The 21,125-nt window shown below is 59.4% G+C and carries 20 protein-coding genes; 10 read left to right on the forward strand and 10 right to left on the reverse strand.

Going from position 1 to position 21,125, the window contains the following annotated elements; translation table 11 throughout:
* Positions 1–31: 31 nt before the first annotated feature.
* Positions 32–1,078 (reverse strand): rod shape-determining protein, encoded by a 1,047-nt coding sequence (locus tag ACR0NW_RS16900; RefSeq protein ID WP_039523195.1) that lies wholly within the window; start codon positions 1,076–1,078, stop codon positions 32–34.
* Between the two features lie 155 nt (positions 1,079–1,233).
* Here ACR0NW_RS16900 and ACR0NW_RS16905 point away from each other — a divergent pair, with 155 nt between their 5' ends.
* Together ACR0NW_RS16905 and ACR0NW_RS16910 are read left to right on the forward strand one after the other, a co-directional pair.
* Positions 1,234–2,028 carry a 23S rRNA (adenine(2030)-N(6))-methyltransferase RlmJ gene (locus tag ACR0NW_RS16905; RefSeq protein WP_480451414.1) on the forward strand — a complete coding sequence of 265 codons (795 nt, stop codon included), beginning with the start codon at positions 1,234–1,236 and terminating at the stop codon, positions 2,026–2,028.
* Between the two features lie 108 nt (positions 2,029–2,136).
* Positions 2,137–3,873 carry an adenylate/guanylate cyclase domain-containing protein gene (locus tag ACR0NW_RS16910; RefSeq protein ID WP_480451412.1) on the forward strand — a complete coding sequence of 579 codons (1,737 nt, stop codon included), beginning with the start codon at positions 2,137–2,139 and terminating at the stop codon, positions 3,871–3,873.
* A gap of 51 nt (positions 3,874–3,924) precedes the next feature.
* Here ACR0NW_RS16910 and ACR0NW_RS16915 read toward each other — a convergent pair whose 3' ends face one another.
* Together ACR0NW_RS16915 and ACR0NW_RS16920 are read right to left on the reverse strand one after the other, a co-directional pair.
* Positions 3,925–5,499 carry a 2-isopropylmalate synthase gene (locus ACR0NW_RS16915; protein WP_480451410.1) on the reverse strand — a complete coding sequence of 525 codons (1,575 nt, stop codon included), beginning with the start codon at positions 5,497–5,499 and terminating at the stop codon, positions 3,925–3,927.
* 251 nt (positions 5,500–5,750) lie between these two features.
* Positions 5,751–7,217: an MORN repeat-containing protein gene (locus ACR0NW_RS16920; RefSeq protein ID WP_480791888.1), complete on the reverse strand. Its 1,467-nt coding sequence runs from the start codon at positions 7,215–7,217 to the stop codon at positions 5,751–5,753.
* Positions 7,218–7,374: 157 nt separating this feature from the next.
* Here ACR0NW_RS16920 and ACR0NW_RS16925 point away from each other — a divergent pair, with 157 nt between their 5' ends.
* The 3 genes from ACR0NW_RS16925 to ACR0NW_RS16935 all read left to right on the forward strand — a co-directional run bounded on the left by ACR0NW_RS16925 (position 7,375) and on the right by ACR0NW_RS16935 (position 9,633).
* Entirely contained in the window at positions 7,375–9,036 is a 1,662-nt protein-coding gene (locus tag ACR0NW_RS16925) for an NAD+ synthase (protein ID WP_480451409.1), read from the forward strand.
* Between the two features lie 79 nt (positions 9,037–9,115).
* Positions 9,116–9,262, forward strand: a complete 147-nt coding sequence (locus ACR0NW_RS16930; protein WP_480791889.1) for a hypothetical protein — start codon at positions 9,116–9,118, stop codon at positions 9,260–9,262.
* A 158-nt stretch (positions 9,263–9,420) separates the two neighbouring features.
* Positions 9,421–9,633, forward strand: a complete 213-nt coding sequence (locus ACR0NW_RS16935) for a hypothetical protein (RefSeq protein WP_480451406.1) — start codon at positions 9,421–9,423, stop codon at positions 9,631–9,633.
* Positions 9,634–9,747: 114 nt separating this feature from the next.
* Here the strand turns inward: ACR0NW_RS16935 and ACR0NW_RS16940 are convergent, their stop codons facing one another.
* On the reverse strand, positions 9,748–10,680 hold the full coding sequence (locus tag ACR0NW_RS16940; RefSeq protein WP_480451404.1) for an MBL fold metallo-hydrolase: 933 nt from the start codon (positions 10,678–10,680) through the stop codon (positions 9,748–9,750).
* A 107-nt stretch (positions 10,681–10,787) separates the two neighbouring features.
* Here ACR0NW_RS16940 and ACR0NW_RS16945 point away from each other — a divergent pair, with 107 nt between their 5' ends.
* Together ACR0NW_RS16945 and gltX are read left to right on the forward strand one after the other, a co-directional pair.
* Positions 10,788–11,222 carry a DUF1801 domain-containing protein gene (locus ACR0NW_RS16945; RefSeq protein ID WP_480451403.1) on the forward strand — a complete coding sequence of 145 codons (435 nt, stop codon included), beginning with the start codon at positions 10,788–10,790 and terminating at the stop codon, positions 11,220–11,222.
* Between the two features lie 100 nt (positions 11,223–11,322).
* Complete coding sequence (gltX, locus tag ACR0NW_RS16950) at positions 11,323–12,648, forward strand: glutamate--tRNA ligase (RefSeq protein ID WP_480451402.1); 1,326 nt, start codon at positions 11,323–11,325, stop codon at positions 12,646–12,648.
* Positions 12,649–12,731: 83 nt separating this feature from the next.
* Here gltX and ACR0NW_RS16955 read toward each other — a convergent pair whose 3' ends face one another.
* On the reverse strand, positions 12,732–13,301 hold the full coding sequence (locus tag ACR0NW_RS16955) for a gamma-glutamylcyclotransferase family protein (protein ID WP_480451401.1): 570 nt from the start codon (positions 13,299–13,301) through the stop codon (positions 12,732–12,734).
* Between the two features lie 95 nt (positions 13,302–13,396).
* On the opposite strand from ACR0NW_RS16955, the gene ACR0NW_RS16960 reads away from it, so the two are divergent.
* Complete coding sequence (locus ACR0NW_RS16960; protein ID WP_480451399.1) at positions 13,397–13,843, forward strand: RrF2 family transcriptional regulator; 447 nt, start codon at positions 13,397–13,399, stop codon at positions 13,841–13,843.
* A gap of 32 nt (positions 13,844–13,875) precedes the next feature.
* On the opposite strand, the gene ACR0NW_RS16965 is transcribed toward ACR0NW_RS16960, so the two are convergent.
* Both ACR0NW_RS16965 and ACR0NW_RS16970 read right to left on the reverse strand, forming a co-directional pair.
* Positions 13,876–16,404, reverse strand: coding sequence for an ABC transporter permease (locus ACR0NW_RS16965; protein ID WP_480451397.1), 2,529 nt, complete (start codon positions 16,402–16,404; stop codon positions 13,876–13,878).
* Complete coding sequence (locus tag ACR0NW_RS16970; protein ID WP_170654825.1) at positions 16,401–17,096, reverse strand: ATP-binding cassette domain-containing protein; 696 nt, start codon at positions 17,094–17,096, stop codon at positions 16,401–16,403. Before ACR0NW_RS16970 ends, ACR0NW_RS16965 begins: the two co-directional genes overlap by 4 nt.
* 50 nt (positions 17,097–17,146) lie before the next feature.
* On the opposite strand from ACR0NW_RS16970, the gene ACR0NW_RS16975 reads away from it, so the two are divergent.
* The gene (locus ACR0NW_RS16975) at positions 17,147–17,782 is read left to right on the forward strand and encodes an arylesterase (RefSeq protein ID WP_480451395.1); all 636 of its coding nucleotides are present in this window, start codon (positions 17,147–17,149) and stop codon (positions 17,780–17,782) included.
* 8 nt (positions 17,783–17,790) lie between these two features.
* Complete coding sequence (locus ACR0NW_RS16980; RefSeq protein WP_480451393.1) at positions 17,791–18,408, forward strand: SOS response-associated peptidase; 618 nt, start codon at positions 17,791–17,793, stop codon at positions 18,406–18,408.
* Between the two features lie 9 nt (positions 18,409–18,417).
* On the opposite strand, the gene ACR0NW_RS16985 is transcribed toward ACR0NW_RS16980, so the two are convergent.
* From ACR0NW_RS16985 to dacB, 3 genes are all read right to left on the reverse strand, one after another.
* The gene (locus ACR0NW_RS16985) at positions 18,418–18,975 is read right to left on the reverse strand and encodes a L,D-transpeptidase (RefSeq protein ID WP_170654910.1); all 558 of its coding nucleotides are present in this window, start codon (positions 18,973–18,975) and stop codon (positions 18,418–18,420) included.
* A 188-nt stretch (positions 18,976–19,163) separates the two neighbouring features.
* Positions 19,164–19,370 (reverse strand): cold-shock protein, encoded by a 207-nt coding sequence (locus ACR0NW_RS16990; RefSeq protein ID WP_155149991.1) that lies wholly within the window; start codon positions 19,368–19,370, stop codon positions 19,164–19,166.
* Between the two features lie 268 nt (positions 19,371–19,638).
* A complete protein-coding gene (dacB, locus tag ACR0NW_RS16995) occupies positions 19,639–21,117 on the reverse strand; it encodes a D-alanyl-D-alanine carboxypeptidase/D-alanyl-D-alanine endopeptidase (protein ID WP_480451391.1) in 1,479 nt (492 codons plus the stop codon).
* Positions 21,118–21,125: the final 8 nt, after the last annotated feature.

Consider the following 21,125-nt stretch of genomic DNA (forward strand, 5'->3'; position numbering starts at 1 on the left):
TTTTGGACCCTCTGATCAGAGGGTGCGCGCCTCAGCTTTCGTAGTCAATCGCGTGGCGCAGTTGTTTTTCGTATTCCAGCGCTTTTCCGGTGCCAAGCGCCACACAATTCAGACTTTCGTCCGCAATTGAGACGGCCAGACCGGTTTGCTCGCGCAGCGCAAGGTCCAGATCGCCTAGCAAAGCGCCGCCGCCGGTCAGCATTACGCCCCGGTCCACGATATCTGCTGCCAGATCGGGCGGGGTGGTTTCCAGCGCGGTCATCACGGCCTCGCAAATCTGCTGGACGGGCTCGGACAGAGCCTCGGCAACCTGCGCCTGGCTGATCTCGATTTCCTTGGGCACGCCGTTCAACAGGTCACGGCCGCGAATATGCATGGATTGCCCGCGCCCGTCATCAGGCATCCGGGCGGTACCGATGGTGGTCTTGATCCGCTCGGCGGTGGACTCACCGACCAGCAGGTTCTGCTGACGGCGCAGATACGAGATGATGGCCTCATCCATCCGGTCGCCACCCACGCGGACTGAGCGCGCATAGACGATATCGCCCAGCGACAGAACGGCAACTTCGGTTGTACCGCCACCGATATCGACAACCATGTTACCGGTCGGATCGGTGATCGGCATACCGGCACCAATCGCAGCAGCGATGGGTTCTGCAATCAGGCCCGCTCGACGGGCGCCTGCGGACAGAACCGACTGACGAATGGCGCGTTTTTCAACAGGAGTGGCACCATGAGGAACACAGACAATGATCTTGGGTTTAGAAAAGGTCGAGCGTTTGTGCACCTTGCGGATGAAATGCTTGATCATCTCTTCGGCGGTATCGAAGTCCGCGATCACACCTTCGCGCATCGGGCGGATGGCTTCGATTGAACCGGGCGTCCGGCCCAGCATCAGCTTGGCGTCCTCACCTACGGCCAGAACCTTTTTTACGCCGTCCTTGACGTGATAGGCCACAACCGACGGTTCCGACAGGATCACTCCGCGCCCTTTGACATAAACCAGCGTGTTTGCCGTACCAAGGTCAATTGCCATGTCCGCTGTGAACAGGCCGCCCAGATTGCCAAAGATGCCCATGTTTTTCCTGATCCCGTTAGTCAGAATTTCTACTGCCCGCGACTCGACGGTTCCGGGACGCATGTCTTATAGGGTGCCATCTCGCCCGGTAAAAGGGCTGATTCCGCGTAAATCAGCGCTATTCCGCCTCATTTGCAAGGACATTAGAAGGCAACATGCTCTCTTATCAACACATTTACCACGCAGGTAATCTGGCCGATGTACAAAAGCACGCGTTGCTGGCGTGGATGTTGGCCTATCTGACCCAAAAGGAAAAGCCGCTGAGCTACGTTGAAACGCACGCGGGCCGGGGGCTGTACCAGCTGGACGCCGCCGAGGCACGCAAGACGGGTGAGGCGGCGGCGGGCATCGAGCGCGCGCAGCGCGAAACGTGGTTCGGCCCCGAACATCCTCTGTCACGCGCGTTGAGTGCAGTACAGGACCGGCACGGCGCAGCGGCCTATCCCGGCTCGCCACTAATTGCCGCCAGTCTTTTGCGGGCGCAGGACAGCCTGCATTTCGCAGAACTTCACCCGCAGGAAAACGCGGCCCTCAACGGAGTCATGGCTGCGCAACAGGCCAAAGTTTATCGCCGGGACGGCTATGAGCTTGCGCAATCGTTGCTGCCCCCCACGCCACGGCGCGGATTGATGTTGATTGATCCCAGCTATGAGGTGAAATCGGAATATGATCGGTTGCCCGGCCTGATCGCAAAGATGCACCGCAAATGGAATGTCGGGGTGATTGCCCTGTGGTACCCGATCCTGACGGACGGGCGGCAAAAGGCCATGGTCGCGGCGCTGAAACAGCAAGAGCTGCCCGGGGCTGTCTGCCACGAGGTCCGTTTCCCCGCAGCGCGCGAGGGGCATCGGATGGTTGGATCCGGCATGTTCGTGATCAACGCACCTTTTGGTTTTTCCGAAGAGGCTGCCGCGCTGGACCAACTGTTCGACAGGCTCGGTACTGCTTGACGCCGTTTGCGCAGGATCACTCGGCAACGCACGCACGCTATGGGCGAACATTCAAAAATTCTTGTTTGACAGGGCCGCGCGGCGCTAGAATTGCAGAAAGGGGGGGCCATGGAGCGCCGACTTGCTGCCATTCTTGCTGCCGACATGGTGGGTTACAGCCGGTTGATGGAAGCCGATGAGCAGGGCACACTGGCCCGCCTCCGGGCCCATCGGATCGAACTGATCGACCCCGCGATCCAGAAAAACCGCGGAACCGTTATCAAAACCACAGGGGATGGAATGCTGGTTGAATTTTCCAGCGCCTGCGATGCGGTTGCCTGCGCCGTCGAAGTCCAGAGCAGGATGTCACGCAGAAACACGGACGTGCCCGGGGAACAGCGCATTCAGTTCCGCATCGGTGTCAATCTGGGCGATATCATTTTCGAGGATGGCGATATCTTCGGCGGCGGCGTGAACGTCGCGGCCCGGTTAGAGCAATCGGCGGAGGCTGGTGACGTGCTGATCTCGGGCGCCGTGCACGAACAGGTTTCGGGGCGAATGGACCTGCAGTTTCAGGATCTTGGCGATCTCAGCCTCAAGAATCTGTCGCAGCCGGTGCATACCTATCGCATCGAACTGGACCGGCCTGCCGATCAGGACCTGACCGCGCCGCAGGAAGAGGCAACAAGGGTTGTCAAACCATCGATCGCGGTTCTGCCCTTGGAAAACATGAGCGGCGATCCCGAGCAGGAGTTTTTTGTTGATGGCCTGACCGAGGACCTCCTGACGGAACTCAGCCGCAGGCACGAGTTGTTCGTGATCTCGCGCAATTCCAGTTTTGTTTATAAAGGTCAGGCAGTAAACGTCCGCGATGTGGCCGAGAAGCTGGGCGCGCAGTATATTGTCGAGGGAAGCGTCAGAAAGGCGGGCAACCGACTGCGGGTGACCGTACAGTTGATCGACAGCCAGACCGATGCGCATATCTGGGCCGAAAAATACGATCGCGACCTGGATGATATCTTTGCCATTCAGGACGAGGTGACGGCGGCGGTTGTGGCAACCTTGCCCGGACGCATCGAGGCATCGCAACAAGAGGGGCTGGCCCGCAAGAAGCCATCGAGCTTTGCCGCCTATGAATGCGTTCTGGCGGCCAAGGTACTGCACCACCGTAGCACCCGCGAAGACAATATCGAGGCGACCAGACTGATCGATCGCGCCATCGAACTGGACCCCGACTATGCCCATGCCCACGCCTGGAGCGGCTGCATTCGCGGTCAGGCTTGGGGATACGGTTGGTGCGACGATCGTGACGAAATGCTGGCGCTGTGCGAGGCTGCGATCCTCAAGGCGGCTTCGCTGGATGACAACGATGCCGATGTTCACCGGCTGATGGCGGCGGTCGAGATTCTGCGCAACGATCTGGACCGCGCCCGCTATCATCAGGACAAGGCGCTGTCGCTGAATCCAAACTACGACCTTGTCGTCGTGCAGATGGGAGAGTTGCTGACTTGGTCAGGAAGCCCAGACGAAGGGGCCGAATGGATACTTAAGGCGATGCGGCTGAACCCCCATTACCCGGCCCGGTTTTGGAGCCATCTTGGCCGGGCCCGGTTCTGTGGCCGCCATTACGAGCAGGCAATCGACGATTTCTCGCATCTGCCCGCTTTGGACATCACGCAGAACGCCTTTGTCGCCGCATGTCACGGTTGGCTGGGGAATGAGGCCGGAGCCAGACGTCATGCCGAAGCGATCCGTTCAGCCGATTCCGGTTTCAAACTGGATGATCTGGCCGCCACCCTGCACTATGGCCGCGATGAGGATCTTCGGCATTTTCTGGACGGGGCGAAAAAGGCCGGACTGGCGTAATACGCAATCCGGCCTTGATGTTTCAGGACATTCGACAGGCCGCACAGCCCGTCACGTCAGATCCTTATAGCTGATCTCGCGCGCATCCGCGCCCGGACCGGTTTTTTCACGTCGCACGATCAGGCGGTTGAGTGCGTGGATATAGGCTTTGGCGGATGCCACAACGGTATCGGTATTGGCCGACTGACCGGTTGCGATCATGCCATCCTCTTCCAGCCGGACCGAAACAGTTGCCTGTGCGTCGGTTCCTTCGGTCACCGCATGGACCTGATAAAGCTGCAGATGCGCCGTGTTGGGATGGATGATGCGAATTGCCCGGAATGTGGCGTCCACAGGACCATCGCCATGCTCGGTGGCGGTGACATCCTGTCCGTTCACCTCCATCTCGACCGTTGCTTCGGCCTGACCGCCTGTACCGCAGGTCACTTTCATCGAAACAAGCTGCAGGCGGTCATCGCCATCATCGTCATCCAGCGTCATCAGCGCGATGATGTCGTCGTCGAACACCTCTTTCTTGCGATCCGCCAGATCCTTGAACCGTACGAAGATATCCTTGAGCTGGTTATCACCCACCTCATAGCCAAGGGTGTTCAGCTTGTCGCGTAACGCCGCGCGGCCGGAATGCTTGCCCAACGGCAGGGAGGTGCCGGACAGGCCCACATCCTCGGGGCGCATGATCTCGAAATTGTCTCGGTTCTTGAGCATCCCGTCCTGATGGATGCCGCTTTCATGAGCAAAGGCGTTCTTGCCAACGATGGCTTTGTTGAACTGCACGTTGAAACCCGACACCGTGGCGACCCGCCGCGAGATGTGCATGATCTTGGTGGTGTCGATGCCGGTGTGATACGGCATGATGTCGTTGCGGGTGCGCATCGCCATCACGACCTCCTCCAGCGCGGTGTTGCCAGCGCGTTCACCCAGACCGTTGATCGTGCATTCAATCTGGCGCGCGCCGCCGATAACAGCCGCCAGCGAGTTCGCCGTCGCCATGCCCAGATCGTTGTGGCAATGGGTTGCAAAGACAACCTCATCCGCGCCCGGCACAGTTTCGATCAGACGCTTGATCAGGTCAGCCGATTCCAGCGGTGCGGTGTAGCCCACGGTGTCCGGAATGTTGATCGTGGTTGCCCCCGCCTTGATGGCGATCTCGATCACGCGGCACAGGTAATCCCACTCGGTCCGGGTCGCATCCATTGGCGACCACTGCACGTTTTCACACAGGTTGCGCGCATGGCTGACGGTGGCGTGGATCTTATCGGCCATTTCGTCCTTAGTCAGGTTCGGAATGGCGCGGTGCAGCGGCGAGGTACCGATAAAGGTGTGAATCCGGCTTTTCTCGGCGTGTTTGATCGCCTCCCAGCAGCGGTCGATATCGGTGATATTGGCGCGGGCCAGGCCGCAGATGCGGCTGTTCTTGGAGCGCTCTGCGATTTCCGTCACAGCCTTGAAATCACCTTCGGAGGCGATGGGGAATCCGGCTTCGATGATATCGACGCCCATATCGTCCAGCAGTTCGGCGATTTCCAGCTTTTCAGTATGGGTCATCGTCGCGCCGGGGCTTTGTTCGCCGTCGCGCAAAGTGGTGTCAAAGATCAAGACGCGGTCTTGGTCGGTCACGTTGGTCATGTCGGTGTCTTTCTGTTCTGTCCTAAAGCCATTTGGCGCGCGGGCGTCCTCCTCTGAGCGGGCGCGCCGGGTGGCACGCTCAGAGGCGGATTAGGATCAGTAGGCCACGCAGATCGGTACCGCGCAGGGCGGAACCGGAAAATGGGATATCGGCGTGGTTGATCATGGAATCGAGTTATACAGCGCCAATTCGGAATGAAAAGAACGAAAATACCGCAAACCGGCCCGTGGGCTTGTCTTTCTGAACGGATTTATCCGTCTGAGGCTTCTGATCCGTCCTGAACCGGACCCGCTTCGGGCGCCTGAGTTCCGGAATCCGTATCTTTCTGTTCAGTCAGGGCGCCATTTTCCCAGACGCCGGTTTCTTCCTGACCATCGGAATAGCGCATTGTGCCTTCGCCCTGACGTTTACCGTCCAGGAAATTCCCTTCATAGACATCGCCATTGGCATAGGTCGCAACGCCAAACCCGCTGATTTTGCCATCGGTCCACCCGCCGGCATACTTAAAGCCGTCGGCCATGACGATCTCGCCCTGCCCATGACGCCGCCCCTGGTCGTATCCACCGGTATAGACCGAGCCATCAGGGTATGTTGCCTTGCCCTGACCCTGCCGAGCGCCATCGACCCAGTCGCCGTCGTACCGGTACCCGTTCGTATATGTCATGACGCCCTTGCCGTGATTGCGGGCATTCCGGAATTGGCCCTTATACACAATGCCGTCGGCATAAGCGGCGGTGCCGGTTCCTTCGATCACGCCAGCAACCCAGTCGCCGTCATAACTCGATCCATCGGGATAGGTGATCCGCCCTTTGCCATCCGCCAGATCGGCCTTGAAGTCACCGACGTATACGGACCCGTCGGGATAGGTGACCTCTCCCAGCCCTTCGATCTGGCCGCCGGACCAGTTGCCGCTGTATTTGTATCCATCCGTTCCGGTGAACGTACCGTCGCCGTGACGCTGATCGTCCGAGAACTGGCCTTCGTAAACGTCGCCATTTGCGTAAGTGACCTTGCCAGTCCCTTCGCGGCGTCCGGCCACAAGCTGGCCTTCATAGACATCCCCGTTTGCCTGCGTCAGGTGGCCGGAGCCTGTAATCTGCCCCTCTGCCCAGTCGCCGGTATAGATCATCCCGTCCGGCAAGGTCAGGCTGCCCTGACCATGGCGCTGATCCGCCATAACGTCGCCTTCGTAGATGGCACCATCAGGATAGGTGATCTTGCCCTTGCCCTGTTTCAGGCCGTCGACCCAGTCGCCTTCATAGACATATCCGCCGGGGTCTTTCATCATCCCTTGGCCGTGATGCCGGGCGTTCTTGAAACCGCCTTCGTAGCGCACACCGTTTGCATATTCGGCCACGCCGGTGCCGTTGATCGCGCCGTCCGACCAGTCTCCTTCGTAGGTGCCGCCGTCGGCATAGATGATCTTGCCCTTGCCCTCGGGCTTGCCGTTGACGAAATCACCTTCGTAGACCGACCCGTTGGGATAGCGCGCCGTGCCCTTTCCGCGAATCTCCCCCTCGACCCATTCACCGGAATATTCAAAGCCGTTCGGCAGTTTATAGGTGCCGGTTCCGTGGCGCAGGCCCTTTTCAAAGGTACCCTCGTACACACCGCCAACTTCGTCGTCCTTGGTCACGATCTGCCCGTCCTGGGCAAGTGCACCAAAGGCCATGGCTCCTGACATTGCGGTTGCCAGTGTCAAACGGATCATCTTCATGGTCTTTCCTGCCTGCCCGGTTTTAAGCTGTTTCCCGATCGTTTGCGCAAAACTAAGGTACCTGCGGACGCCGGGCAATGTCTTTTGCCGCATTTGCCTTCCACTTGCGGCGTGATCTGATAAATGGCTTTGGGACTGACGAGGGCATGAGGGCAATATGGCCGACCGTTTCCGCATTACTCTGGCACAGCTCAACCCCACGGTGGGCGATATCGACGGCAACGCAGCCAAGGCCTTTGCCGCCTGGGAGCAGGGGCGCGAGGACGGAGCCGATCTGGTTGCGCTGCCGGAAATGTTCGTGACCGGCTACAACACCCAAGACCTCATCATGAAACCGGCCTTTCATCAGGCTGCCATCGCTGCGGTCACCGATCTGGCGGAACGCTGCAAGGATGGCCCTGCGCTGGCGATCGGCAGTCCCTGGACCGAAGGCGACCAACTCTACAATGCCTATCTGATCCTGAAAGGCGGCAAAATAGCCAGCAAGACCCTCAAACATCACCTGCCGAACGAAACCGTGTTCGACGAAGTGCGCCTGTATGACGCCGGTCCTCTGGGCGGCCCCTATTCGGTTGGAAATACCCGCATCGGCAGCCCGATCTGCGAGGACAGTTGGCACGAAGATGTGGCCGAAACGCTGGCTGAGACCGGGGCCGAGTTCCTGCTGGTGCCGAACGGGTCCCCCTATTTCAGAAACAAATACGACGTGCGGATCAATCACATGGTGGCACGCGTGGTCGAGACCGGGCTGCCGCTGATTTATCTGAACATGGTCGGGGGACAGGACGATCAGGTTTTTGACGGCGGCACATTTGCGCTGAACCCTGGAGGTGAACTGGCTCTGCGCATGCCCGTATTCGACGAGGCCGTCACCCATGTTGATCTTGAACGTGGCGACGATGGCTGGCGCATTACGCCGGGCGAATTTGCTCCGCAACCGGATGAGTGGGAACAGGACTATCGCGCCATGGTTCAGTCCCTGCGCGACTATATGGGCAAGACCGGCTTCAAAAAGGCAGTTCTTGGTCTGTCGGGCGGCGTCGATTCGGCGCTGGTTGCGGCAATCGTGGTGGATGCCATCGGTGCCGAAAATGTCCGCTGCGTTATGCTGCCGTCTGAATATACCAGCCAGGGTTCTCTCGACGATGCCGAGGCCGTCGCCAAGGCTCTGGGAGTCCACTACGATTACGTTCCGATTTCTGACAGCCGGTCCGCTGTGTCATCGACGCTTGCGCCTTTGTTTGAAGGGCACGAAGCTGACCTGACCGAGGAAAACGTGCAATCCCGCCTGCGCGGCCTGCTGCTGATGGCGATCTCGAACAAGTTCGGAGAGATGTTGCTTACAACCGGCAACAAATCGGAAATTGCCGTCGGTTACGCCACTATCTACGGAGATATGAATGGCGGGTACAATCCGATCAAGGACCTGTACAAAACCCGCGTGTTCCAGACCTGCCGCTGGCGCAATGACAATCACCGGGACTGGATGATGGGTCCTGCGGGCGAAGTGATCCGGTCATCGGTCATCGACAAGCCGCCAAGCGCCGAGCTACGTGAAGATCAGAAGGACAGTGACAGCCTGCCGGATTATCCAGTGCTAGATGCCCTGCTCGACATTCTTGTCGATCAGGATGGTTCGATTGCCGATTGCGTTGCTGCCGGTTTCGACGAAAGCATCGCCATAAAAGTCGAGCACCTGATTTATATCAGCGAATACAAACGCTTTCAGTCGGCCCCCGGCACGCGCCTGACGCGCCGTGCATTCTGGCTGGACCGGCGCTATCCGATCGTCAACAGGTGGCGTGACAGCGGGCAGTAATGTAGCGGCTGCTCTGAGAGTCGTTAACCTCAATTCTTCAATCTGGCTGGTCAGTCGACATTGTTTCGAATGTGGCCGCATGATGGCAGTCAGCGTCAAGGGGCTGATGCCCTTTAACCTATTGAAAAGTTTGAAGTACACGCCGAAAATTGAAGGCGCGATTGGCGTTTTGCCACATTTTCGCCACAATTTAGAACCAAACTTGCCTCAAGTGGGGCAAATGTGACGCAATGCAGCCAGAGAAGTTGCGGCATCGGTCATTCTTAGGTGGTGTGGACGCGCTTTGGGCATAGCCCGACAGGTGTGTGTCAGTTGAAGATAGTTGGTGCGAATATGTTTAACGATTACGAAAAATCCCTTCACGGGCCTATCAAATGGAAAACCATGGAATCGCCGGCACGTGAACTGGACGAAGAGGGCACAGATGCCGCAATCGCGGATTTGATGCGCAGCGAAGCCCGGGCACAGACTCCTTCGTCGGCAACCCGGACCCGTCCCGAATTCCCTCCGTTGGCCCCTTGTGATGACCCTGAACCGAACAGTGACCTGTCCGTTTTGGATGCTGTGAAACGGAAATGGGCTGCGTTTGCGGCCTGAGTTTTTATCGGGGTGCAATTTCTGAGATATTCCTCACCAGCGGAACCCGGTCACAGCTGGGCGATAACGACACCAGTCGTATCGCCCGAGTGACCGGATTAGCGCCAATGCAGTTCAGCCCATCAACTGATAGCTGACCGGGACAAAGCGGAAACCGTCGCCTCGTTTCTCAACATAACCAGCTGCCGGGAAGGGCATGTGATAGCCGATCATCGGTACCCGGTCGGCGGCCAGAAGACCCAGCACATCTCGCCGCGCGGCGGTGGCCGCAGCCTTGTCCATGTCGAATTTGACCTCCCAGTCCGGATGCGCGAATGACCAGACATAGTGGTTGGCCAGATCGGCTGTCAGGATCAGCCGCTGCCCGTTGTTTTCCAGGTGATAAACCATATGACCGGGCGTATGCCCAAATGCCGCCTTGGCGGTGACCCCGGACACAACGTCGCCGCCGTCCTCGATAAAGGTCATTTTCTCGGCCAACGGCGTTACCTTTTCGGCAACCAGATCGCCGACCCGATTTCCCGCGTCTTGCGCCGCCCAGAAATCATACTCGGCCGCTGCGGTGACATAACGTGCATTCGGAAAGGTCGGTGCGCCGTCGGTTGTCATTCCACCAATATGGTCGGGATGCATATGCGTCAGAACGACGACATCGATGGCATCCGGGGCAACACCGGCCTCGTTCAGGGCTGCCTGAATGCCACCCTGACCAAGCCCGGTGTCAAACAACACAAGCTCGGACCCGGTGTCGACAAGCGTCGGGGTGAAAAAGAACTGGGCCTGATCAGCAGGAATGAAGTTTTCCGCAGAAACACTGGCGAATTCCTCATCCGAGGCACCGCCGCCGAATATCTCCTTTGCGCCGTCCCGTGGAAAGCTGCCGTCGAGCAGGGTGGTGACCGTAAAGTCGCCCAGCTGGAAGGATCGGGTATTCGGGGTCGCGGATTTGGGCTCTGAACCGGCGGCGCGCGCGGGTGTCACGCCTGCTGCCAGTGGAAGGGCAACTGCAGCCCCCAGTGCCGAGCGACGGGTAAGTTTGATCGCCATGTAATGAACTCCCTGTCTGATCTGATGACTGATACATAGAACGCGTGGATTGCTCTTCCAGCCTGTCCGGGGCTGTGCTCCTTGTATTCACATGGTACCGTCGCTTTATGGCAAACAGCAGTAACAAAACCGTGCCCACCGATCAGAGCGTCGAAGCGTTTCTGGCAGGCGTGCAGCCCCATAGCAAAGCAGATGATGCGCGCAGGCTTGACCAGCTGTTTCGTAAGGTGACCGGTTTCACGCCCCTGATGTGGGGGCCGTCGATGATCGGGTATGGCAAGTATCACTATCGCTACAAAACGGGGCGCGAGGGGGACTTTCTGGCGACCGGTTTTTCACCGCGCAAGGCGGCGCACTCGATCTATATCATGCCGGGATATGCCGATTTCGGGGATATCCTGTCCCGTCTGGGCAAGCACAAGCTGGGCAAATCCTGTCTGTATGTGAACAAACTTGCCGATATCGATCTAGTTGTTCTGTCCGAACTGATCCGCGCCGGGCTGGACGATCTTGACCGGCTCTGGCCTGTCGAACCGACCTGAGTATCAGTTCGAACGGTACTCCAACCTCGCGGCGCCGAAGGGTGTTCGGCTGGACAATTGGCCAATCCTGTGACAAGAGCCGCGCCAACAGGAGACACCCATGACAACCACCCGTTTCGCCCCGTCGCCCACCGGTTACATCCATGTGGGCAACTTGCGCACCGCACTGATGAATTATCTGATCGCCCGCAAGGCGGGCGGCACGTTCATCCTGCGTATCGACGACACAGACCCCGAGCGGTCGAAGGAAGAATATGTCGACGCGATCAAGCAGGACATGGAGTGGCTGGGCCTGCACTGGGACAGGATTGAGCGTCAGTCGGACCGACTGGATCGCTATGCCGAGGCTGCCGACAAGCTGCGCGAAATGGGCCGGTTCTACGAGGCATTCGAGACACCGACCGAGTTGGACCTGAAGCGCAAGAAGCAACTGAACATGGGCAAGCCGCCGGTCTATGACCGCGCCGCGCTGAACCTGTCAGATGCCGAGAAAGAAGCCCTGCGGGCCGAGCGTGGTAATGGTGTCTGGCGCTTCAAGCTGGATCACGAGCGGATCGAGTGGACCGACGGCATTCTGGGCGACATATCGATCGATGCGGCTTCGGTCTCTGATCCGGTGCTGATCCGTGGCGATGGTCAGGTTCTCTATACGATCGCGTCGGTGGTTGATGACACCGAGATGGGCGTAACCGATGTTGTGCGTGGCTCGGACCACGTGACCAACACGGCCACGCAAATTCAGATCATCAAAGCGCTGGGCGGGACGTGCCCACGTTTCGCGCACCATTCGCTGCTGACCGGCCCGCAGGGCGAGGCACTGTCGAAACGTTTGGGCACGCTGGCCCTGCGCGATCTGCGTGAGCAGGGCGTGCAGCCGATGGCGCTGCTCAGCCTGATGGCGCGGCTGGGTTCTTCCGATCCGGTTGAGCTGCGCGCGGACGTGGCTGAACTTATCGAAGGGTTCGACGTGAACCGTTTTGGGGCGGCGCCCACCAAGTTCGATGTGCAGGACCTGTTTCCGCTGACGGCGAAGCACCTTCAGTCGCTGCCTTTGGCAGACGTGGCCGAAGCAGTGGCCGAGGCTGGCGTTCCGACAGAACTGGCCGAACCGTTCTGGGCCATGGCCCGGGAAAACATCACCACGCTGGGCGATCTGAAGGGCTGGTGGGAGTTGTGTCGTGACGGGGCCGAGCCGCTGATCGCTGATGAAGACCGCGAATTCATTTCTCACGCCATGACATTGCTGCCCGAGGGACCGTTTGACGGAGAAACCTGGGGCAACTGGACCAGCGCCGTGAAAGAGGCGACGGGTCGCAAGGGCAAGGGCCTGTTCATGCCGCTGCGCAGGGCACTGACTGGCATGGAGCGTGGGCCGGAGATGGCGACGCTGTTGCCGTTGCTACAGGTGATCCGCGCGCGCGGATGATGAGACGCGCCTGACGGCGTGCCTCCGGCAGCCGTATTTGGGACAAGAAGAAGAGGTGGGCGCCGCGCCCGCCCCTTTTCCTTTTAAGCTGGCAGTCCGATTCTGGCGGAAATTTTGTGAAGGCGGTCGTCCACGAATTCAGTCTCAGCGGGTTTCAGTTGCTGATGACGCGGGTATCGGGGTTCCGCCCGGTCGTTCAGGATCGGAGCATCCCAGCCGTCTGTGGTGGCAAAGAAACGGTCCGCGCCTTCCGGGCCGAAGGCGCGCAGGTAGCCCTGAATGACCACGTCGATATAGCTGAGCAGGATAGGATGCCCCTCGGACGGGTCGCGATGCCGGTGCTCGGGCACGGCATAGACCGCAATCTCGACCTCATGCGACAGGGGGTGCGCGACCGATCGTGTTGTCGGGATACGGTCATAAGCCCATTCCCGTTCGTCCAGCGCGGCCCAGTCGTTTTCGGGCACATGCGCGATCATGCCTTCGATTTCACTGTCGGGGTCAGGGACGGCCGTCAGAAAGGCAACGGCTCGCAGGTCGGTATGCCGCCAGGCGCGCCTCCAACCTTGCAAAAGCGCCGGGCGCGGGTCGGGGAAGTCGTGAGTGGCAAGGTTCACCAGGCTGCCATAGCCAAAGAAATAGGGGTCTGCCATGCGATGTGACGTCCTTTGAGCAATTGATGTATGTCAAACCGTTTTTTTGAAGCACATGCAATATGGGTTCGTCTCGAAATCTGAGGAGAGTACCCATGCGTATTACCAAAAGGACGAATATCGCTGTCCGCCTTCTGATGTATTGCGCCGCCCACCAGGATCGGTTGGTCACGAAATCCGAGATCGCAGAGGTTTGCAACATTTCGGAAAACCATCTGGCGCAGGTCATCAATCAGCTGAGCCAGCTCAAGTACCTGAGCACGCAGCGCGGTCGCAACGGCGGCATGTCTCTGGGTCGGCCCGCCGATCAGATCAGAATTGGCGAGGTTTTTCGCCACGTGGAAGGCGGCTTGCCTATTGCTGAGTGTTTTGCTGATGCCGACAACACCTGTCCGCTGACCGATGCCTGCCGGTTGCGGCTTGCACTGCAGGATGCGGCTCAGGCGTTTTATGCATCGCTGGACGAGATCACGCTGGACGCCCTGGTTTGTGACAATACTCAGCTGCTGAAGATTTTGCAGCCGGTGGCCTGCGTTCGCTAAAGCGTATCCGGTATTGCCGAAAACGGAACGGGTCAGTCGCTGGCACGCAGGATGCGCGCGGGCCGGGCGGACAGGGGTCGCCATGCGAACAACAGCCCCGCAACCAGCGTAACCGTCGTTCCCGCCAGAACGATGCCAAGCGCGGACGGCCAGATGATCACAAAACCGGTTTCAAAGATGAAACTGACGACGGCCCAGCTTCCCAATAGCCCCGATACCAGTGCCACACAGGCGGCGGCAGCACCCAGCAAGGCGGACCGCAGCGCGAAGCTCAGCATTATGCGCGTTCTGTCTGCGCCAAGGGTTTTGAGGACCGCAGCCTCGAACCGGCGTGCAGATTCACCGGCCGCGGCCGCTCCGATCAGCACGAGAAATCCGGTCAACAACGATGCGCCCGCCCCATAGGAAGTCGCCGTGGCAAGCCCGGCAAGAAGCCCCGAGACCCGGTCTATGGCGTCGCGGACACGGATCGCAGTAATGTTGGGAAAGCGATCTGCGAGGTCCTTTAATATGACGCTTTCGGCGTGTTCCTCGGCATAAACAGTTGCGATGAAGCTGTGTGGCGCCCCGGCAAGTGCCGATGGATTCATCGACATGACAAACCCCATGCCTGCGGTTGAAAAATCGACCTCGCGGAAGGATGTGATCTGGGCGGTGATGTCGCGGCCCAGAACATTGACGGTTAGCGTGTCACCAAGTTGCAACCCCATCTCCTGCGCTTCTTCGGCTGCAAAGCTGATCTGGGGGGCGCCGCTGTAATCCTGTGGCCACCATTCACCGGCAGTCAGGCGCGTGTTTTCGGGCGGCTGGGGTGAATAGGTCAGGCCACGATCCCCTTCGAGAACCCAGTGGTCTCCGGCGACTTCGCTGGCAGGGCGGTCATTGATCCGGGTGATGATACCGCGCAGCATCGGTGCGCTTTCCACCCGGCTGACCGCCGGATCGCTTTCCAGCCGCTGGGAAAAGCCCTCCATCTGGTCTTTTTGAATATCCACGAAGAAATAGGACGGGGCCACGTCCGGTAGATTTCCGGTGATGGCCTTGCGCAGGTTACCGTCGATCTGACCGACGGCTGCAAGCACCGACAACCCCAGCCCCAGCGACAAAACCACGGAAACCGCGCTTTCCCGTGGCCCGGATATCGCCGACAGTGCCCAGCGAAGGGCAGGGCGGCCCCGGGATCTTGGCACGGCAGCCCGTGCGGCAAGGCGGATCAGCAAGGCTGATATCGCCAGCAAGACAAGAGCACCAATTACGCCGCCGGTTGTCCAGATCGTCAGCCGGTACGAGCCGCTGAACCATGCGGCAGCTGCGATCAGCACGATCAGCGCGAAAAGAGTGGTCACAAGGTATCTGGCCCGTGGCAGGGGGCGGGCCGACGACAGGGCATCCCGGAACAGCGTCGCCGCCCGGACCTCCTCGGTTCGTGCCAGCGGCCACAGCGTAAAAAGAAATGCCGTCAGCAGACCATAAAGCGCGGCCTCGGCCATTGGTGCGGGATAGAGCGTGAATACTGCCGGAACCGGCAACCGGGCCTCGATCGCGGAGGCCAGCAGGATGGGCGCAACCCCGCCCAATGCGATCCCCAGAAGGATACCGACGCCCGATAAAATGCCGATTTGTAGGAAATAGGTCTGAAACAGGGTCGCGCGATCCGCCCCTAGGGTGCGCAACGTCGCGATCGTATCTGTTTTCTCCGCCAGATAGGCGCGAACAGCGGCTGAAACGCCAATCCCGCCAACCGCAAGCCCCGACAACCCGACCAACACAAGAAACGCGCTGAGGCGCTGGACGAACTCGGTAATGCCGGGCGCGCCGTTGCGCGCATCCGTCCAGCGCATGCCGTTGCTTTTGAAATCCTGCCGGGCGGTTTCGGCGATCGTGGCCAGATCGGTCCCCTCGGGCAAGGCCAGACGGTATTTGGTCGAAAACAGCGTGCCCGGCTCAAGCAGCCCGGATGCCGTCAGGTCCTTGGTTTGCACCATCGTGCGCGGGCCAAGGCCAAATCCGTCTGCGGCCCCATCCGGTTCATGCTGCAGCGACGCCATCAGGACAAAGTCCTGCGTGCCCAGCCGAAAGCGATCGCCCGTCTCCAGATTCAGCCGGTCGATAAGCGCCGGATCCATCACCGCGCCTGGGGTTCCGTTCTGCCCGGCGAAAGCGTCCTCCAGCGGCATGTCGGGGGCCAGAATGACCGAACCGACCAGAGGATAGGCACCATCGACGGCCTTGATCTGCGTCAGCGCACGTTGGGTTTCGCCCCCGCGTTCCGTCACGGCCATGGACCGGAAATCTACGACCTCTGATACGGATCGCGCGTTTGAACGTATCCATGTCAGCTCGTCCTCGGATGCAAACCTGTAGGTGAACTCCATCTGGGCGTCGCCGCCCAGCAGCGCCGCGCCCTCCTGCACCAGTCCGGTTTCAATAGCTTCGCGGACCGAGCCGACTGCGGCTATGGCGGCAACGCCAAGGGCCAGGCAGCCCAGAAAAATCCGAAAGCCGCGAATGCCCCCGCGCAATTCGCGCCAGGCCAGCCGCGCGGACAGGCGCAGACTCATTCCGCTGCCTCACGCTCGACCGTTTCTGCCAGTCGCCCGTCCCGCAGGCGAACGATGCGGTCGCACTTGTCAGCCAGTTCGTGACTGTGTGTCACCAGAACCAGCGTTGCGCCATGCTTGTCGCGCAGCCCGAACAGCAGATCGATGATCGCGGCACCGTTTGTTTCATCAAGATTTCCGGTGGGTTCATCCGCCAGCAGGATCTGCGGCCTTGGTGCCGAAGCGCGGGCCAGCGCAACCCTTTGCTGTTCCCCGCCCGACAATTGCGCCGGATAATGGTCCCTGCGATGCGAAAGTCCAACGGTATCAAGCTCGGCCTCGGCGCGGGCAAAGGCATCTTTGTGACCGGCCAGTTCAAGGGGGGTGGCGACATTCTCCAGCGCCGTCATGGTCGGGATCAGGTGAAAATTCTGAAACACGATGCCCATGTTGTCCCGGCGGAACCGGGCCAGCGCATCCTCATCCATAGTCGTCAGGTCGGCCCCAAGGGCATGAACGGTACCGCCCGTGGCCTGTTCCAGCCCGCCCATCAGCATCAGGATCGACGACTTGCCCGAACCGGATGGGCCGATCAGGCCCAGCGTCTCACCATGATTCACGGTCAGTGAGATTTCGTGCAGGATGTCGACCTTTCCGGCATTGCCATTCAGCGACAAAGCAGCATCTTTTAGGACAAGTACAGGTTTCGACATGGGGCCTTCCTGGGGAACTGGATCATTTGGGATATGGAGCGGATCAGAAAATGCGCAAGGTCTTGATGTCGGCCATTTTTGTCTGGTGCGGTTTTACAGCCACAGCCGAACCGGTGGTGATCGCTGCGCTGGGAGATTCGCTGACGCAGGGATATGGGTTGGTCGAGCGGGATGGATTTGTCCCGCAACTGGATCGCTGGCTTGACGCGCAGGGGGCCGACGTCCGGTTGATCAACGCGGGTGTGTCTGGTGATACGACAGCAGGCGGTGCAGCCCGCGTGGAATGGACACTGACACCCGAGGTTGACGGAATGATCGTCGCACTTGGTGGCAACGACCTGTTGCGCGGCATCGATCCCGCTGTGTCCCGCGCGAATATTGAAAAGATTCTGATGGTGGCCAAACAGGCGGATGTCGATGTTCTTCTGGTCGGGATGAAGGCGCCGGGCAATTTCGGTGCCGAGTATAAATCTGCCTTTGATGCAATCTATCCGGATTTGTCCGGCGCATACGACAGTCTCTATGCCGAAGATTTTTTAGCGGGCCTCGACGCGGAAAGCGATCCGAACGCTGCGCGTAAATTTATGCAACCTGACGGCATTCACCCGAATGCAGAAGGGGTCGCGCTGATTGTCCGGGATCTGGGGCCACAGGTTCTGCAACTGGTGGATAAAGCCAGGGAATAGGGGGGCACATGCCGGGGCGTTTGTTTCTGACCCGACCAATTTCTGAGATCGCCGAAACACTTGGGGTGGCGGACGGCCAGATCGCGGATGAAGGACGGCGCCGAAACATAAAGCCCGGTGAAGACGTCACCGTCCTGACAGATACCGGATTGATCACCATGCGTTGGGGCATGATCCCGGTGGGACGCGTGAATGCGCGCGGACGGCCTGTCATGGAGACGATCATCAACGCCCGGTCCGAAACCGTATTTGATAAAACCGCGTTCAAGGATGTCGGTCGGGCCATCGTGCCGGTCGATGGCTGGTACGAGTGGACAGGCGAAAAACGCCGGAAAACGGCGTGGCGCATAAGCTCAAAAGACGACCGACCATTGTGGTTTGCCGCAATCACCGACTGTTGGCAGGCTCCGGGTGGTCTGCGCGTGGATCAGTTTGCAACCGTTACATGTGAACCGAATGAGGACGTGCGACCGATCCATCACCGGATGGGCGTTTTGTTGGATCAATCGGATTTTCACATATGGCTGAGTGGTGATCCTGATCAGGCTCTGTCGCTTGCCCGCCCGTGGCCCGATGGGTTGCTGCGGATTGAAGAAGCCAGTGATGTGGACTGGACAGGACGATAAGCGGGCTTGTCAGACGACTGAAACAACGGTTCCGATCGGAACGCGCTCATACAGGTCGATGACATGTTCATTCAGCATGCGGATGCAGCCATTTGATACGGCGTGACCGATGGTTTGCGGCTGCGTCGTTCCATGGATGCGGAAATACGTATCCACGCCGTTCTGGAACAGATAAAGCGCCCGCGCGCCCAGGGGGTTGTCACCTCCACCCGGCTGCACATAGTCGTTGTCCTTGAACTTGGCATAGGCCACGGGGTCCCGTTCGATCATCTCATCCGTGGGACGCCAGGTGGGCCATTCCTTTTTGACATCAATCGTGGCGGTGCCGGTAAATTCCAGCCCTGCCTTACCGACACCGCAGCCATATCTGACGGCCTTGCGCGGCTCAGTCACGTAATACAGGTAGAATGATCTTGGAACGACCAGCAGCTGACCGGGCTGGAACTGTTTCTTGATCCGGACGAATTGCGGGGTCGGATCGTATTCCGTTGCCTTCTTGGCGCTTGATGTCCCGGGGGCGAGACTTGCAGCCGCCGTTACGGCCAGAAAATTGCGGCGCGTGATCATGCGGGCCTCATATGCTTGCCAAACCAATACCATTCAGTGTTGGCAGGATAACCGGTTTGGTCAATCGGGAGGCGAAAAGTAACTGACTTGTGATGTATTTTATACGCCACACAATCGCGTACCCAGTCAGGGCGCGTGGTGGGTGTCGGGCAGTGAAAGGTGGGCAATTTGCCCACCTTCGCAATGGCTTATGCCAGTTCGATATTGTCCGCGCTTTCGCGGCCGTCACGACCCGAGCGCAGCTCGTATGTGACTTTCTGGTTGTCGGCCAGACCGGTGAGGCCCGAACGCTCGACGGACGAGATGTGAACGAACACGTCTTTGCCGCCATCTTCGGGTGCGATAAAGCCGTAGCCTTTGGTGGTGTTGAACCATTTTACGGTGCCTGCGGGCATTCCGTTGTCTCCTGAATTGGTGCTGCCCACGGAATTGTGACAGCCTGGCGTCGTTGTCTGTATCGATAGACTGAACGCCGGAATCGGAGACAGTAGGTCGAAATAGAAAAACGTAAGCCCCATGGATATGGCATCGCACCGGGCACGAAGCAAGGGAAGTTAGCACATAAGTTCCGCTAACGACGGGATATTGGAGGAACTTTGCTCATCCGCCCCCGCGCGCGGAATGTTCATTTTGCCGGGCGAAACGGCATTGCAATCCGCCGGTTCAACTGCCGTACTGTGAACCCCAGCGTTCGATCAGGGCCTGCTGCAGCTTGCGCGATTTGCGGTTCCACGCGCGCGCGCCTTGCGGTCGCTCACGGTTTTCGCGGCTGATCGTGGCGCGATGCGGGATGTCGGCGGTGAAGATCGCAAAAGCCAGTTCCGCCCCCCCGGCCGTGGTGATGAAACCGCCCAGCCCCGAGACAAAGTTCAGCGTCCCCGTCTTGGCGGCAACCTTGATCGGATGGCCCTTGATCGGCCGCCCCTTGGCATCCTTCAACGAAAACGATTTCAACAGGGGGCGCAACATACCGTCCTTACGGGCGGCAACCAATGCCAGAACCAGATCTTCGGGCGCCATGCGCGACGCGTCGCCAAGCCCCGAGTGATCGACCATCCTTATCCGGGATGCCCCGAATTTCTCGAAGGCCCACCGGTTCATCTCGTCGGCCGATCCTTTCAGGTCCGCAGGCATGACACCCCGCGCCCGCGTCGCCGCCATGCCGACCATCTCGGCGGTCAGGTTGGTTGAATATTTCAACATCCCCTTGAGAATGCTGTTCAGTGGAGTGCTTTGATGCACCGTCAGAACGGTACCGTGCGGAACCTCACGGATAAGCTGAACGCGGCCCAGAACAACGCCGTTGGCCCGCGCCAGAGTCCTGAACACATCACCCGCGTAAAGGGCGGGTTTGCGAACTGGCAACCAGCGCGCGCCACCCTTGCCAAGCGCGCTGTCCGCAACCGTCCATCTGTCGACCCGCGCGCTGGCCTGATAGGTGTAGATCGGCAAGCCGCGCTTTGCGACCCGCATGTCCGCCATCTGAACGGCGGGCGTATACTTGGAACTGCGGGCATCCATCGAAACAGCGTAGCCCGTGGTTGCGCGCTTCCATTCAAAATGCACGCGGTTGAAGTTCAGCGAAATCCCGCTGACAGCCGGGCTGTAACCAACGTGGTCCGGCTGTGACGGATCTATGCTGAATACATAGGGAAACGCTCCGTCATAGACTTTGAACGCCCCCCGGACCTCGGTGATACCGGCCTCTCTCAGATTGGCGGCCATGGTGGCAAGGGCATTGGTATCCAACAGCGGATCGCCCCCGCCGACCAAGATCAGATCACCATGCAATATGCCATTCTCGATCTCGCCGTCAGCCATCAGCCGCGTCTCAAAACGATGATCTGGCCCTAATACATCCAAAGCGTACAGCGCCGTCAGGGCCTTGGCGACGCTTGCCGGCGGCAACCCTTCGTCGCCCCCGAACGCCTCCAGCTGCGATCCGGATCCGACATCGGCGACAGCAAAGACAACTTCACCTTTTAGTCCAGCCGAGCGGACAAACCGTTCAACTCCGTTCAGGTCGGTCGCGCGCAACTGGGGTCTTAGAGAAACTGCTGGTGCATTGGCCAATCCCGCAGCCGGGGTCAGAACAGCGCCCAGACCTGCAAGAAATAGCCGACGTGAAATCCGATCAACCATGGGTAAAT

It is taken from the genome of Ruegeria sp. CF5 (genome assembly GCF_056537325.1).